We start from the raw sequence: 14,635 nt of genomic DNA on the forward strand, positions 1-14,635 counted from the left end.
TCTCCAATTGTCTCCGGCTGTTTTCCGGAGTCCGGCGCGCACCACGGCCGGCGCAGAGCCGCAACCTGCGCAGGCTTTCACGCGGCAAGTGTAAGCGGTTCGGGCGCAACGGGGATAAGGCGATGTGTGCCGCTTGCACGGCGTGGCATCAGCCGCTCACGAGCGCCCATCCAGACCTTTCCACGCCCGCCATGATTTCATTCCGTCATTGTGTTAGCACATTAAAACAGAAAAGGGCGGTCATACCGGTCGGGTAGGGAAGATCGTCGTGATCGGGTGGGGAAGACGGGACGGTGGATCAAAGCCGGACAGGAAGCCAGACAGAAAAACGGGGACACCCACCCGTTTCCCATACGCATAGCGCGCATGATCCGGAGGCGAAGCCGGTCCGGCGTCTCTCGCCGCGCCGGCGCGGGCGGCCGCGTTCAGAGGAGGGTTAAAGGGTATGTGTCTGTTTTTGGCGAACCTAATAGCGCAGAAGGTCCGCTAGAGATTTCGGCGGTCATAAGATCCAGAATCATAGGCGCTGGCACCAGTAGCTTGACCTGTAATCGCAATAACTATTGGCCTTGGCCCAAAAGCTTAGCTGGCAGACCAGTTCGCCACAAACCGTTCCCTCAGAGGGGCTAAAAGCGTCGGCAGTTTTGCGGCGCATACTACGCCAAAATAGCTAGCAGCCCGTGTGGAGCCGACGTAAAGATATCTCGCCAAAGCAGTTTCATCTTCCGCTTCCAACCTATCCACTCCCAACATGAAGGCAGCTTCGAATTCCAAGCCCTTAATGTGCTTGACGTCAAACACACGTACGCTCGAATCGTCTCCCATTACTTCACCATTTAGGCATGGTTTTACATCGATATTGATGTCTGAAAGCGCATCTTCAAGCGCGCTGGCGACAGGTTTCACTTGGTCCTCAGACTCAACGAATATGGCCGTCGCGGGAAGATTTCCAACATCTCGATAAACCTCTCGGATACGCTCGCTTATCCAGTTGGCTTGGTCAGTCAATGCTTCGACGCCCTCCAGCAAGGTCGGAGCGCGCCCTTCGGGCTCGACACGATCAGGGCTCTGAACGTCTGGAATTTCGCCATCAAGGCGCTCTGCGATTGCTTGGGCAAAATCAATTAGTATCCGACTTTGCCGATAACCAATATTGATTTCCCGGAACTCCAAATTTGGAAACGCCCATTGCAAACTAGCTCGATTGCTTGCGCCCCATGGAGTAAGTCTTTGATTAAAATCTCCACATAAGAAAACCGAATCCAAGACTGGTCTAGCCAGCCCGTTCATACACGCCAGCTGGACTGGCGAAAAGTCAGTTGCTTCATCAATGAATACTTGATTCACAAAGCGGTCGTGGAGTGCTGAGAAGCGTTCTAATAACCCCTGCTTCGTTGATGCCGGTGCCAAATCAAACAGCGAGCGAACGGATAAAATGCTGGCAAGAATGATCACGTCGGTTTCAAGTGGGTGAATCTGGTTTCGCACAGTTTCTGACACGCTAAACCAGGTGCCATCTCGACGACTTGCACGACGGAATGCGCGATATCTCGATGGCAAGCCAAACACATATTGCTCATCGCATGCTCGAAACGGCCTGAGCGCATCCAAGAGCTCCAGCCTAGTTCCGAGTTCATCAATGATTGCGGAATCGGGCTGTCGCTCCCCGAGCCACTCGAGGATAAGAGCGTTTCTTGTGCCTGGCTTGACAGCTCGCCCCTTCAGCTTCGCGCGAGCTTGTCCGCTCAATGCCCGTTTATATGCATCAAAGGCGTCTCGCCGAGTTACGATTTTTGCAGGGGCTTCGTCGCCATTATCCTCGACGTCGAACACATCTTCATCTTCATCTGTTTCGTCGGCGGGGTTTTTTGCCTCTTCTAAGTACGAGATTAGTTCATCCAAGAACCTCTTGTTCGAGGCCAGCTGTTGATTCATCTGATTTTCGAGAATTCGGTTTATTGCTTCACGCTCTTTTTGGATTGCATTGATTACATCCGAGGATTGCGCGCTAATTCGAATAAGTGTTCGCTCTGCACCAATTTTAGTGGCGGCCTCGCAAAGCCGAAGAAGATCTTCGCCAAGCTTCACAAGTGATGTCTTTTTCTGCGACCTGATTGTTTTGGCTCGCTCGATCAGGTCAGCGAAAAACGTTTCTGATTGCCAATCTTTGAATTCTTCGAAGAATGCTATCTGCTGGCGAATTGCACTGTCGCGCAGGTTTTCGATCTCCCGATTTTCGACAAATCCGCGTTTGCGCGTGGCGCTTCGCAAAATTGGAAAAACGGAACGCGCCAATTCACGGCGCATCACCTCCCACGGTATTACGCGTGCGTCGGGAGCCGGAATTCCTTCTCTCTGAAATGATTCTTTCAAATACTGGCGTAACAATTGAGTTGGCGTAAACATCGTCCAACTCGATGTGTGGCCACTTGCTCCATCTGAGCGCTCAATGGCTGCTGTATCTTCTTCGGAGAGAAAATCGAGATCCAATTTAAGACCAAGCCGACGAATCAAAGTGGTCGTCTTTCCGGTGCCCGGTGGGCCGGAAATGTATAGTCGATGATCAATCGGCAATCGAAAGATTTCGTCCTGTATTTTATCAAGAATTGGCTGATCACGTAGGCCTAGCCGTGTGATACGTTCCTTGATTTCGCCTGCGACTAGATTTGGCGCTTCTTCGTCCAGTAATGCCGCTAGGAGGCCATCTGTGCTTTCAGTGTCTGCTAGATATTTTCGAAACGACTGAAGCGAAAAGGTAGCTTCCTCTAAATCGCGAAAAACACTCTTGCTGGAATCCCACTCGCCATCTTCTCGGACCGGTTTCAAACTGGTTGTTCGAAGGACGAATACTACTCCATACTGCGGGATCACCAATTCATCACCAGGTTCGAGGGCTGCTAGGCGCCCCACCGGTGAGCGCTGGCTTGCTAATCGCAAATTTGCCAGTGCTCTCGGTGGCATTGATCGGCAGACGAAGAATACGAGTTCTTTTCCATCAAGTGTTTCCACAACAACTCTTGCAATTGCGGGCTCCTCGCGAAGGCGATGGTTCCCGCTTTCGGAGGCAGCTATCGCCGAGCGGAGTCCCGCAAATGCCGGTTTGCCATTCCATTGGTTTAAGTCAGCAAGCACATTTGCGCCGTCGACTTTTCCGGAAAGGAAGCCCTCTGAGGCGGCCTCATATATAACTTTAAAAGCAGCAAGCGCATCACCAGCCACCTCTTTGGCAAAGACGTCTTGATCCAAGTCTTACCCTCCCGCGCGCTTTCTATCGACACGAAGCTTAACTTAGAATGCATCTGGTGGAAGCGATAAACTAACCTAGGCACTCCAATGCTAGCGTAGGCGAAGGGGGGGCGTCCAAGCTGCGATTTTTGACATCGCCTGCAACAATCGAGTGTTTAGCCGCGCGGCATTGAGATGGCTTCGAATAGTCCTGTCCGATCAGTTCTAATTGGTCCTTGGCGATTGTCGCGACGGGCACAAGCGGGTTTGTTGCCCCACCAATCGCGATGTCGCCTGCCGCGCGGCGCATATCATCGCCTGATACCCCCCTTGCATTCCCGCCATAATCAGGCCGAATGGGGCTAACCAAAGGGAGGCGGATATGCGGATATTCACAGCGACACTCACAGCAACACTTCTGGCGGGGCTCGCCGCGTCGGCCAGCCTGGCGCAGGACGAAGCCCGCTGGGCGATTGTGGTGCATGGCGGGGCCGGCGTGATCGAGCGCGAGTCGATGACCGCCGAGACCGAGGCCGCCTATCGCGCCGCGCTGGACGCCGCGCTGGAAACCGGCGGGGCGATCCTGTCGGAAGGCGGGTCGTCGCTGGACGCCATCGAGGCCGTCATCCGCGATCTGGAAGACAATCCCTTGTTCAATGCCGGGCGCGGCGCGGTGTTTACCGCCGAGGGCCGCAATGAGCTGGACGCCTCCATCATGGACGGGGCGAGCCTGAATGCCGGCGCCGTCGCCGGGGTGACGGGCATTCGCCACCCCATTTCCGCCGCCCGCGCCGTGATGGAAAATTCGCGCCATGTCATGCTGGCCGGTGAGGGGGCCGAAATCTTTGCCCGCGAACAGGAACTGGAATTTGTCGATCCGGCCTTCTTCTTCACCGAGCGCCGCTGGCGCTCCATGGAACGCGCCGTGGGCGATATGGGTTTGCCCCTGCCGGAACGCCCCGCAGGCGCGCCCGAGCCCGAAGAGATCCAGGAAGGCGCACTCGACCTGATGGAGCGCGAACACCGCTTCGGCACGGTCGGCGTGGTCGCGCTGGACCAGTCCGGAAACATCGCCGCCGGCACGTCGACCGGCGGCACCACGGCCAAGCGCTGGGGAAGGGTGGGTGACAGCCCGGTCATCGGCGCGGGCACTTACGCCACGGAGACTTGCGGCGTGTCGGCCACCGGCACGGGTGAGTATTTCATCCGCCTGAACATTGCCGCGCGCATCTGCCATGAGCTGGAGGTGATGGATCGCGGCGCACAAGAGCGCGCCTTTGCGGCGCAGGATGCCGCCGACATGGTGATCCAGGGCGCGTTGACCGATCTCGGCGGCGATGGCGGCGTGATTGTCCTGTCGGGCAGCGGAGAGACCGCCTGGAGCTTTAATACGCCCGGCATGTATCGGGCGAGCTGGGGCTCAGGCCGCGAACCCGTCATCGCGATTTATGGTGATGAGGACTAGATTGACCGCCATCCGGCTGGGCGCCCTCTATGCGGGGGCGGTTTTTCTGGCCGGTTTCGCATTGGGCACCTTGCGCACGCTGGTCATCGCGCCGCGCGCCGGGGATCTGATCGCCGTAGGGATCGAGCTGCCCGTCATTCTGGGCGTCTCCTGGGTCGTCTTCGGCGGGCTCGCCAGAGGCCGGGCCGCATGGCCATTGCCCGCAAAATGGCGGGTCGGGCTGGTGGCCTTCATTGTGCTGATCGCACTGGAACTGGTCCTCTCCGCCGTCATCGCAGACGGCGGGGTGAGGGGATTTGTGGCCAACTGGCTGACCCTGCCGGGCGCTTTGGGTCTGGCCGGACAGCTGGCCTTTGCCCTGATCCCCCTTGTGCATCCTGCCGGGCGAAATTGACGGCTTCCATTTAGTTTCATTTGTAACTAAATTGGATATGAACCCGTTCGGCAGGAGAATGACGCATGGCCAATCGCAAATGGATTTACGCTTCTCGCGTGGAAGGCAACGCCTCCCGGCAAGCCCATGCCGACATGCCGGAAGGCACCTATGAGCGGGAAATGTCCAAGGAAGGCTTTTTCGGGCCGGCGGCTTTCCTGCACCACAAAAACCCGCCGACGGGCTGGGTGAAGTTTGAAGGCCCGCTGCAACCGCGCGCCTTTGATCTCAACAGGCTGAATGCGGCGGAAAACTCGCCGTGGAATTCCAGCGCCGTCCTGCATAACAACGCCACCGATGTGCGCTTCTGGAAGCTGGCCGAACCGATGACATCGCTGGCCCGCAATGCCGATGGCGATCAATTGCTCTTCATCCACCGCGGCACGGCCGATCTGTTCTGCGATTTCGGCCATATCGAAATCACGCAGGGCGATTATGTCTATCTGCCGCGCGGCACGATGTGGCGGCTGTCCCCGTCCGAACCGCTGGCCGTGCTGATGATCGAGGCCACCAACACCCACTACACCCTGCCCGACAAGGGGCTGGTCGGACCCCATGCCGTCTTTGACCCCGCCATTCTGGATGCGCCGAAGATCGATCAGGCCTTCAAGTCCCAGCAGGCAGACGAAAACCATGAATGGGTGGTCGAGGTGAAGAAGCGCGGCGAAGTTTCCCACATCACCTATCCCTTCAATCCGCTGGACGCCGTCGGCTGGCATGGCGAGCTCGCGCCGGTGCGCCTGAATGTGAAGGATATCCGCCCGCTGATGAGCCATCGCTATCATCTGCCGCCGAGCGCCCATACGACTTTCCTGTCGGATCGCTTCGTGGTCTGCACCTTCGCGCCGCGCCCGTTCGAGACCGATCCGGGCGCGCTGAAAGTGCCCTTCTTCCACAATAATGACGACTATGATGAAGTCCTGTTCTACCACGCGGGCGACTTCTTCAGCCGCGACAATATCGATGCCGGTATGATGACCTTCCACCCGGCCGGTTTCACCCATGGACCGCATCCCAAGGCGCTGAAGAACATGCTGAAACAGACCAAGGACGCGACCGACGAATACGCCGTCATGATCGACACGCGCGACCCGCTGGATGTCGGCGAGGGGGCCTCCAGCGTTGAAAACCGCGACTATGTGAATTCCTGGAAAACACCGGATCCGGCATAGACTCTGCGGCATGTGTTTGCCGATAGGGTGCAACAGGATTTAGTCTGCCATCAGGCCAGACAAAGAGACCTGTATGCCCAAACGTTCCATGCCCGCGGACCTGTCTGACGGTTTCAACCGGTTCCGGGCCGAGCTCTATCCGCGGCAGCACAGGCTGTATGAAACCCTGTCCGACAAGGGGCAGCGGCCGCACACCATCGTCATCGCCTGCTGTGACAGCCGCGTCGACCCGGCCCAGGTTTTCGATGCCCGCCCGGGTGAATTATTCGTCGTGCGCAATGTCGCGAATATCGTACCGCCCTGCGAAATTGACGGGGCGCACCACGGCGTTTCAGCGGCGCTCGAATTCGCGGTCCGCAAGCTGGAAGTGCCGAACATTCTGGTCCTCGGGCATCGCCAGTGTGGCGGCGTCAATGCCTGCGTGTGCGGCGAGAAAGACCCGGAATCGCTTTTTATCGACCAATGGATCGAGCCGATTTCCGAGGCGCTCGCCGATGCGAAGGCCGAATTGCCGGAAACCGGCGATATCGAACGTCTGTCCGAACGGACCGAATTATACTCCATCCGCCGCTCCATGGAGCGATTGATGACCTATCCGTTTATTGCGGAACAGGTGGAAGCCGGCCGTCTGAAAATACACGGTGCGCGCTTTGGTATCGCGGATGGCGAGCTGGAATGGCTGACCGTGGACAATGATTTCACACAGGTTGACCATCAATAAATTGTCCTTGCGAATGACTCGCAGCCCTGCTACCCGCCTCCGGACCTTGATAGGAGTTGCCGGTGGGCCTGTTTGATCTTGCTGTTGCCAATCTGATTTCGCCGCCCATCCTGTTTTTTGCCCTCGGGCTGGGCGCGGCAATGGTACGGTCTGACCTTGTAGTCCCGGAAGCGGTCGCGAAGGCGCTCTCCATCTATCTGATCATGGCGATCGGCTTCAAGGGCGGCGTCGAGATGGCCAGCAGCAGCCTGGCGGATGCGGCCCTGGCGATCGGGGCCGGGATCGTGCTGTCCTTTGCCATCCCCTTCATCAGTTTCGGATTGCTGCGCACAACCAGCCGGACCGGGCGGACAGACGCGGCCGCCATCGCCGCGCATTACGGATCGATTTCCATCGTGACCTTCATTGCGGCCTCCGATGCCGGTGCCGCTCTTGGTCTGGCGGCGGCCGGTTTCATGGTCGCCGTGGCCGCTGCGATGGAAGCGCCCGCGATATTCTCCGGGCTGATGCTGGCGGGAAAACAGGAAGGCCAATCCGGCAGGGAACTGGTCCGCGATGTGGCTTTCAACGGGTCTATTGTCCTGCTGATCGGGGCTTTCCTGATCGGCTGGGCCACGGGAGATTCCGGCCGCCTGGTCGTCGAGCCGTTTTTCTATGACATCTTCCGCGGCGTGCTTTGCCTGTTCCTGCTGGATATGGGCCTGGTCGCCGGGCGGGGGCTCGTGCGTCAGGCCGGCGATATCCGTTTCCCGGTCATTCTGCATGGCCTCTACATGCCCCTGATCGGGGCCGCGCTGGGCCTGATCGCCGCCCTGCTGATCGGCATGGAACCCGGGAGCGGCGCCTTGTTGATGACGCTTTCGGCCAGCGCGTCCTACATCGCGGTGCCCGCCGCGATGCGGCTCGCCTTGCCAAAGGCCAAACCGGCGATATCCCTGACGCTGTCGCTTGGAATCACCTTCCCCTTCAACCTGATATTCGGTATTCCGCTCTATTATGCGGTCGCTGGAATGATGCTGGGCGGATAACCATGGACACGACGGCCAAGAAAAAGCTGGAAATCATTATCGAGGCCCCGATGCTGGACCGGCTTTGCCGGCTTCTGGACCAGCTCGAACTCGGCGGCTACACCGTGCTTCCGGCCGTCTCCGGACGCGGCAGGAACGGCTCCTGGTCGCGCAAGGGGGAAATCAGCGAAAGCCAGCGCATGTATGTGCTCTTCGCCGTGCTGGACGCCAGGGATCTGCCGCGCGTCCTCGATGAAGTCTATGCGATTGTGGCGCGCCAGATCGGCATTGTGACGGTCTCGGACGTCGCGGTCATCCGTGCCGAGCATTTCTGATCCCGCAGACAGGCCTTGAACCCTCCGGTCCGCACGTTAGTAAAGCGGCAAAGCCAATCTGCTGAAGGATCACCCACATGAAACTCGCCTCGCTCCGCAACGGACATCCCGATGGCCAGCTCGTCGTCGTTTCCCGGGACCTTTCGCGTTATGCCGATGCCGGTGACATCGCGCCAACGCTGCAGGCCGCGCTGGATGACTGGGACCGGTGCAAACCGGCGCTGAAAGCGCTGTCTGACAAGGTCAATGACGGCAGCGCGCAAATCTCTCCCTTCGACTCGGCGAAAGCCCTGTCGCCCCTGCCGCGCAGCTATCAGTGGGCCGATGGCTCGGCCTACGTCAATCACGTCGAGCTGGTTCGCAAGGCGCGCAATGCCGAAATGCCGGAAACCTTCTGGACCGACCCGCTGATGTATCAGGGCGGCTCGGATGCCTTCCTCGCGCCGACCGAGGATATCCCGCTGGGCGACGATAAATGGGGCTGTGATTTCGAGGGCGAGGTCGCTGTTGTCACCGGATCCGGCCCGCAAGGCCTGACGCCGGATGAGGCCGCAGAGCAAATCCGCCTGATCATGATCGTCAATGATGTCAGCCTGCGCGGACTGATCCCGGGCGAACTGGCCAAGGGCTTCGGCTTCTTCCAGTCCAAGCCGCCCTCGGCCTTTGCACCGGTCGCCGTGACGCCGGACGAGCTGGGCGAGGCCTGGGATGGCCGAAAGGTGCATCTGCCGCTGGTCAGCCACCTCAATGGCGAGAAATTCGGCGAGCCCGATTGCGAGGTCGACATGACCTTCGATTTTGCCCAGCTGATCGCACATCTGGCGAAAACGCGGCCCCTGACGAATGGCACGATTGTCGGCTCCGGCACGGTGTCCAACAAGATGGATGATGGCCCCGGAAAGCCGGTGTCCGAAGGCGGGAAGGGCTATTCCTGCATTGCCGAGATCCGCATGATCGAGACGATCTATGACGGCGTGCCGAAAACACCTTTCATGACACCCGGCGACACCATCCGCATCGAGATGACGGGCAAGGATGGCCAGTCCATCTTCGGCGCGATTGACCAGAAAGTCGTCCGCTACACCCGCTAGTTCGGGCGCATATCGCCCGCCTTCAGCAGATAGCGCTGCCCGTCAAAGCTCTCGAACAATTCGCGGGTCTGGGGGTGTTTGACCGGGCCGCTGACCGCGTCCGGCAGCAGATTCTGCTCCGAGACATAGGCGGTATAGAAACTGTCCTCATTCTCGGCGAGGACGTGGTAGAAGGGCTGGTCCTTGGCCGGCCGGATGGCTTCCGGAATGGCCAGCCACCAGTCTTCCGTATTGGCAAATTGCGGATCGACATCGAACACCACGCCCCGGAAGGGGAAGAGCCGGTGGCGCACCACATCGCCGATGCCGAACTTTGCGTCGCGTTCCAGAGTCATGCGTGTACCGATCCTTTTTAAGCTGTGCCGGTATGAGCCGGTTTCGCTTGATGCTGACGAACTTCGCCTTATGCTGGGGGATGAAGGCAAAGATCAGGCCGAAACGCGGCGAGCCCACCGGGCTGACGCGCGAGACGGCGAGAGGTAGGTATATAATGGCGCAGGACAAGCCTGCTGCCGCGCAATCGCGATTCACGGGGCCAACGCCCGGCCAGCACAAAAAGGGCGGGCCGGGCCCGGCCTTTGCGGCGATTGATCTGGGCACGAATAATTGCCGCATGCTGATCGCACGGCGGGCCGGGCGCAGTTTCAGGATCATTGACGCATTCTCGCGCATTGTCCGGCTGGGCGGCGGGCTCACCGAGACCGGCCGGCTGAACGACGCCGCGATGGACAATGTTGTTTCGGCGCTGGGCGTTTGCGCGGAAAAGATGAACCGCCGCGACGTCATCAAATACCGGGCCGTGGCCACACAGGCCTGCCGGCTGGCGGAAAACGGCCCCGAGCTGATGCAGCGCATCAAGACCGAAACCGGCCTTGATTTCGATATCATCACCCCGGAGGAGGAGGCCCGTCTGGCGGTGCTCGGCTGCCTCGATCTGATGGATGAAGACTATGACGTCGCCCTGGTCGTCGATATCGGCGGGGGCTCGACCGAATTGTCCTGGGTGGATCTGGCCCAATGGCGCGAGCGCGGCGGATTCGAGAGCGGCGGACGCCCGCCCATCCGCACCTGGGCCAGCGCGCCGGTGGGCGTCGTCACTCTGTCGGAACACATCCCCGAAGCGGTCCATGGCGACAAATGGTATGAGGCGATGAAGGCCTTTGCCGCCGACGCCATCCGGACACCGCGCGGGGCGCGCAAGCTCCGCCCGCTCTTCACCTCCGGCCGCGCCCACATGATCGGCACATCCGGCACCATCACCTCGGTGGCCGGCGTGCATATGGGCCTGCCGCGATACGAGCGCTCGCTGGTTGATGGCAGCTGGATGACGGCCGCCGATGCGCGCGCCGCCTGCCTGGACCTGGCGTCGAAGGATATTGACGGCCGCGCCGCCAATCCGGTGATCGGCAAGGACCGGGCCGATCTGGTGCTGGCGGGCTGTGCCATCCTCGAAGTGGTCATGGACAAATGGCCGGTCGAGAAGATCCGCGTCGGCGACCGCGGCCTGCGCGAAGGCCTGCTGCTCAACCTGATGCGCAAACCCAAACGCCGCCGCCCGCGCAAGACCGGTGGCGGTGCAGCAAAATCCACACCGAAGGCCGCCGAATGAGTGACGAGGAAAATCCCCCCGAGGAGAAGCGCCGCCGGCGTTCCGGCCCGGTGAAGAAGGGCGGCGATGCCCGTGCCGCCAAGTCTCTGCACGAAAAGGTGAAATCCGCCCGCGGCCGCAAGCTCTCCTCGACCCGCTGGCTGCAGCGCCAGTTGAATGATCCCTATGTCCAGCGGGCGAAGCAGGAAGGCTATCGCTCCCGCGCCGCCTACAAGCTGATCGAGCTGGACCAGCGCTTCAAACTGCTCAAACCCGGCGCCCGCATCGTCGATCTCGGCGCCGCCCCCGGCGGCTGGGTGCAGGTGGCGCTGAAAAAGGGCGCGGCCCATGTCGTCGGCGTTGATTTGCTGGAAATGGACCCGATCGAGGGTGCCATCATGATGACCCTGGATTTCTCTGAAGCCGATGCCCCGGAAAAGGTGAAGGCGGCGCTGGGCGGGCCGGCGGATATCGTGCTGTCCGATCTCGCCCCGTGGACAACCGGCCACAAATCGACCGACCATTTGCGTATTGTCGCCCTGGTCGAGCTCGCCGCCGAGTTCGCGCTGGAGACGCTGCGCCCCGGTGGCAGCTTCGTCGCCAAGGTATTCCAGGGCGGCACCGAGGATGATCTTCTGCACCGTCTGAAGCACAGATTTGAAACCATCCGCCACGCCAAACCCCCGGCCAGCCGCTCCGAAAGCGCTGAAACCTACCTGATTGCAAAAGGCTATCGCGGCGACACGCCGGAGAAGTGAGGGGTTGGCTACATTTTCCCCTCCCCCTGTGTGGGGAGGGGTAGGGGTGGGGGAGAACATCAAACAGCTGCGCTGATCACCCCACCCCGCCGATCCGGACGGATCGCCGACCCTCCCCATCAAGGGGAGGGGAAGGCGTCAAAGGTTCGCAAACCGCACCTCACCTTCCCCTTGACCAATAAGTAAACAGTGTTCACTTATGGTGTCTCCGAGGAGCGGGGCATCATGCCGGATACACAGTCATTCCAGAACGGGCCGGGCCCGGACGCGCCCGCCACAGCGGCCGCAGGTGGTTTTCCGCCGGCCCAGCCGATCCGGCCCCTGCGCGCCTGGAAAGCCTTTCAGGGCCTTGTCCGCGACAAGGAGGATACGCGCTATGTCTTCGCCTTTTTCGAGGCGGTGAATGGCCGCTCCTATGAGCGCTTCCACAATCGCTTTGCGGCGTCGGACTATGGCCGCCGCGTCATGGCGGATCATACCGAAATCGGCCGCATCCTGATGGATCGCGGGACGCTGGAAAGCCATGGCCCCGGCACGTTTGCGGCGGCCTATCTGCACTATCTCGACAGCGAGAATCTGCATCCCGAGGGCGTCTATCAGGCCAATTGGGACAATGCGCCCGCGCGCATGCAGGCCCTGAAGGACGACTGGCCGCATCTCTATGCCATGTCCTACATGATGAATCTCACCCATGACCTCTATCACGTGCTGACCGGCTATGGCCGCGATCCGCTGGGCGAGGCCCTGCTGCTCCTGTTTTCCGGCATCCAGACCGGCGGGCGCGGCCCGATCTGGCTGGGCCGCATGGCGGGGCTGAAAATCCGCTCCGAAATCCCGGCCTGGCCGGTGGGCCGGATGATGGCCGAGGCCAAGCGCCTCGCACGCAATGCGGCGCATTTCCCGTCCACGGATCTGACAGCGCTCCTGCCGCTGCCGCTGGACGAGGCCCGGGCGCGTCTGAAGGTAAAGCCGCCGCAGCTTTATTGGGATACGCTCGCCGCATATGACGGCCCCGACCCGGTGGCGGTGCAGGCGTAGCGCCCTGTGTGGTTCGAGGCATTTCTGCGAAAAGCACCTCACCATGAGGCCGGAAAATCACCGTCATCCCTGCGAAGGCAGGGACCCAGTTGCGCCCGTCCCACCGGCACACCGTGTGCCAACCAGCCGCAGTCATCCACGCTGCACAGATTGAGGGCAGGGCAGTGGAGCTTCAATGTTGCTCTGGGTCCCTGCCTTCGCAGGGATGACAATAAGGGGTGCCCCGGAATGACGAAGGATGAGACATCCCCCCTTGCGCCGCCGGCGATTCCGCATTAATCCGCCCCCGCAAGCAGCAAGGAGGTCTCCATGGCGGAGATTCGCGAAGGCCTGACCTTCGATGATGTGCTCTTGCAACCCGGCGCATCCGAAGTTTTGCCCGCAGACGCGGACACCCGCACCGTCATTGCCGACGGTGTGAACCTCAACATCCCGATCCTGTCGGCGGCGATGGACACCGTCACCGAAGCGCCCATGGCCATTGCCATGGCGCAGTCAGGCGGGCTGGGCATTCTGCACCGCAATCTGACCGTTGAGCAGCAGGCCGAGGAAGTGCGCCGCGTGAAGCGCTTTGAAAGCGGCATGGTGGTCAATCCGGTGGTCATCGGCCCCGACGCCACCCTGGCCGATCTGCAGGCGCTGATGGCGCATCACAAGGTTTCCGGCATTCCCGTCGTCGAGGGCGGGGCCGACCGGCCGGGCAAGCTCCTGGGCATCATCACCAATCGTGATGTGCGCTTTGCCGATGATCCCAACGAGAAGGTCGGCAATATGATGACGCGCGACGTCGTCACCGTGCGCGAGGGCGCCGGAGAGGACGAGGCGCGCCGCCTTTTGCACAAGCACCGCATCGAACGCCTGCTGGTCGTCGATGAGAGCCAGCGCTGTATCGGCCTGATCACCGTCAAGGACATGGAGAAGGCGCAAACCCATCCGCTCGCCTCCAAGGACCGCCATGGCCGCCTGCGCTGCGGCGCCGCCACAACGGTCGGCGACAGCGGGTTTGAGCGCGCTGAAGCCCTGATCGAGGCCGGTGTCGATGTGCTGGTGATCGACACCGCGCATGGCATGTCCGCTTCGGTGCTGGAACAGGTGCGCCGCATCAAGCGCGCCTCCAACCGCACCCGCCTGATCGCCGGCAATGTCGCCACCTATGACGGCACAAGAGCGCTGATTGACGCCGGAGCCGATTGCATCAAGGTCGGCATCGGGCCGGGCTCGATCTGCACCACCCGCGTGGTGGCCGGGGTGGGCGTGCCGCAACTGACCGCGATCATGGATTCCGCCCGCGCGGCTGAAGGCTCGGACGCTTCCATCATCGCCGATGGCGGCATCAAGTATTCCGGTGATTTCGCCAAGGCGCTGGCCGCCGGGGCGGATGCGGTGATGATGGGCTCGGCCCTGGCCGGCACCGAGGAAGCGCCCGGCGAGGTCTTTCTGTTCAAGGGCCGGTCCTACAAATCCTATCGCGGCATGGGCTCGGTCGCGGCGATGGCGCGCGGCTCGGCCGACCGCTATTTCCAGAAGGATGTCGGCGACCAGATGAAGCTGGTGCCCGAAGGTGTGGAAGGTCAGGTGCCGTATAAGGGCCCCACAGGCCCGATCCTGCACCAGATGATGGGCGGTCTGCGCGCGGCGATGGGCTATACGGGTGCGAAAACGCTGGCCGAATTCCGCGAAAAGGCGCAATTCATCCGCATCACCAATGCGGGCCTGAAGGAAAGCCATGCCCACGACGTGACCATTACCCGCGAAGCGCCGAACTATCCGACACCGGGTTAGGTTTCCTCCCCCGCCTGCGG

Annotated in this window: 13 protein-coding genes; 11 read left to right on the plus strand and 2 right to left on the minus strand. The window is 60.9% G+C overall.

Annotated elements, in window-relative coordinates; all coding sequences use genetic code 11:
- Positions 1 to 582 precede the first annotated feature (582 nt).
- Positions 583 to 3,246: an ATP-binding domain-containing protein gene (locus DBR16_RS13855; RefSeq protein ID WP_125184500.1), complete on the minus strand. Its 2,664-nt coding sequence runs from the start codon at positions 3,244 to 3,246 to the stop codon at positions 583 to 585.
- Positions 3,247 to 3,607: 361 nt separating this feature from the next.
- On the opposite strand from DBR16_RS13855, the gene DBR16_RS04760 reads away from it, so the two are divergent.
- From DBR16_RS04760 to DBR16_RS04790, 7 genes are all read left to right on the plus strand, one after another.
- Entirely contained in the window at positions 3,608 to 4,690 is a 1,083-nt protein-coding gene (locus DBR16_RS04760) for an isoaspartyl peptidase/L-asparaginase family protein (protein WP_109260120.1), read from the plus strand.
- Position 4,691: 1 nt separating this feature from the next.
- Positions 4,692 to 5,084 carry a hypothetical protein gene (locus DBR16_RS04765; protein WP_109260121.1) on the plus strand — a complete coding sequence of 131 codons (393 nt, stop codon included), beginning with the start codon at positions 4,692 to 4,694 and terminating at the stop codon, positions 5,082 to 5,084.
- A 65-nt stretch (positions 5,085 to 5,149) separates the two neighbouring features.
- Positions 5,150 to 6,295 (plus strand): homogentisate 1,2-dioxygenase, encoded by a 1,146-nt coding sequence (locus DBR16_RS04770; RefSeq protein ID WP_109260122.1) that lies wholly within the window; start codon positions 5,150 to 5,152, stop codon positions 6,293 to 6,295.
- 73 nt (positions 6,296 to 6,368) lie between these two features.
- Complete coding sequence (locus DBR16_RS04775) at positions 6,369 to 7,016, plus strand: carbonic anhydrase (protein ID WP_233347587.1); 648 nt, start codon at positions 6,369 to 6,371, stop codon at positions 7,014 to 7,016.
- A 62-nt stretch (positions 7,017 to 7,078) separates the two neighbouring features.
- Positions 7,079 to 8,044: a sodium-dependent bicarbonate transport family permease gene (locus tag DBR16_RS04780; RefSeq protein ID WP_109260123.1), complete on the plus strand. Its 966-nt coding sequence runs from the start codon at positions 7,079 to 7,081 to the stop codon at positions 8,042 to 8,044.
- A 2-nt stretch (positions 8,045 to 8,046) separates the two neighbouring features.
- Positions 8,047 to 8,358, plus strand: a complete 312-nt coding sequence (locus DBR16_RS04785; RefSeq protein WP_109260124.1) for a P-II family nitrogen regulator — start codon at positions 8,047 to 8,049, stop codon at positions 8,356 to 8,358.
- A gap of 77 nt (positions 8,359 to 8,435) precedes the next feature.
- Entirely contained in the window at positions 8,436 to 9,449 is a 1,014-nt protein-coding gene (locus tag DBR16_RS04790) for a fumarylacetoacetate hydrolase family protein (RefSeq protein ID WP_109260125.1), read from the plus strand.
- Here DBR16_RS04790 and hspQ read toward each other — a convergent pair.
- On the minus strand, positions 9,446 to 9,784 hold the full coding sequence (gene hspQ, locus DBR16_RS04795) for a heat shock protein HspQ (RefSeq protein WP_109260126.1): 339 nt from the start codon (positions 9,782 to 9,784) through the stop codon (positions 9,446 to 9,448). The two genes, DBR16_RS04790 and hspQ, sit on opposite strands and share 4 nt — an antisense overlap.
- A 155-nt stretch (positions 9,785 to 9,939) precedes the next feature.
- Here hspQ and DBR16_RS04800 point away from each other — a divergent pair, with 155 nt between their 5' ends.
- The 4 genes from DBR16_RS04800 to guaB all read left to right on the plus strand — a co-directional run bounded on the left by DBR16_RS04800 (position 9,940) and on the right by guaB (position 14,615).
- On the plus strand, positions 9,940 to 11,058 hold the full coding sequence (locus DBR16_RS04800; RefSeq protein ID WP_199288375.1) for a Ppx/GppA phosphatase family protein: 1,119 nt from the start codon (positions 9,940 to 9,942) through the stop codon (positions 11,056 to 11,058).
- Positions 11,055 to 11,795: an RlmE family RNA methyltransferase gene (locus DBR16_RS04805; protein WP_109260128.1), complete on the plus strand. Its 741-nt coding sequence runs from the start codon at positions 11,055 to 11,057 to the stop codon at positions 11,793 to 11,795. The genes DBR16_RS04800 and DBR16_RS04805 overlap by 4 nt, the downstream gene beginning before the upstream one ends.
- A gap of 225 nt (positions 11,796 to 12,020) precedes the next feature.
- Positions 12,021 to 12,833, plus strand: coding sequence for a Coq4 family protein (locus tag DBR16_RS04810; protein WP_125184501.1), 813 nt, complete (start codon positions 12,021 to 12,023; stop codon positions 12,831 to 12,833).
- 309 nt (positions 12,834 to 13,142) lie between these two features.
- Positions 13,143 to 14,615 (plus strand): IMP dehydrogenase, encoded by a 1,473-nt coding sequence (gene guaB / locus DBR16_RS04815; protein ID WP_109260130.1) that lies wholly within the window; start codon positions 13,143 to 13,145, stop codon positions 14,613 to 14,615.
- The last annotated feature ends 20 nt before the right edge of the window (positions 14,616 to 14,635 follow it).

Source organism: Hyphobacterium indicum (genome assembly GCF_003129605.1).
GTDB classification, from domain to species: Bacteria; Pseudomonadota; Alphaproteobacteria; order Caulobacterales; family Maricaulaceae; genus Hyphobacterium; species Hyphobacterium indicum.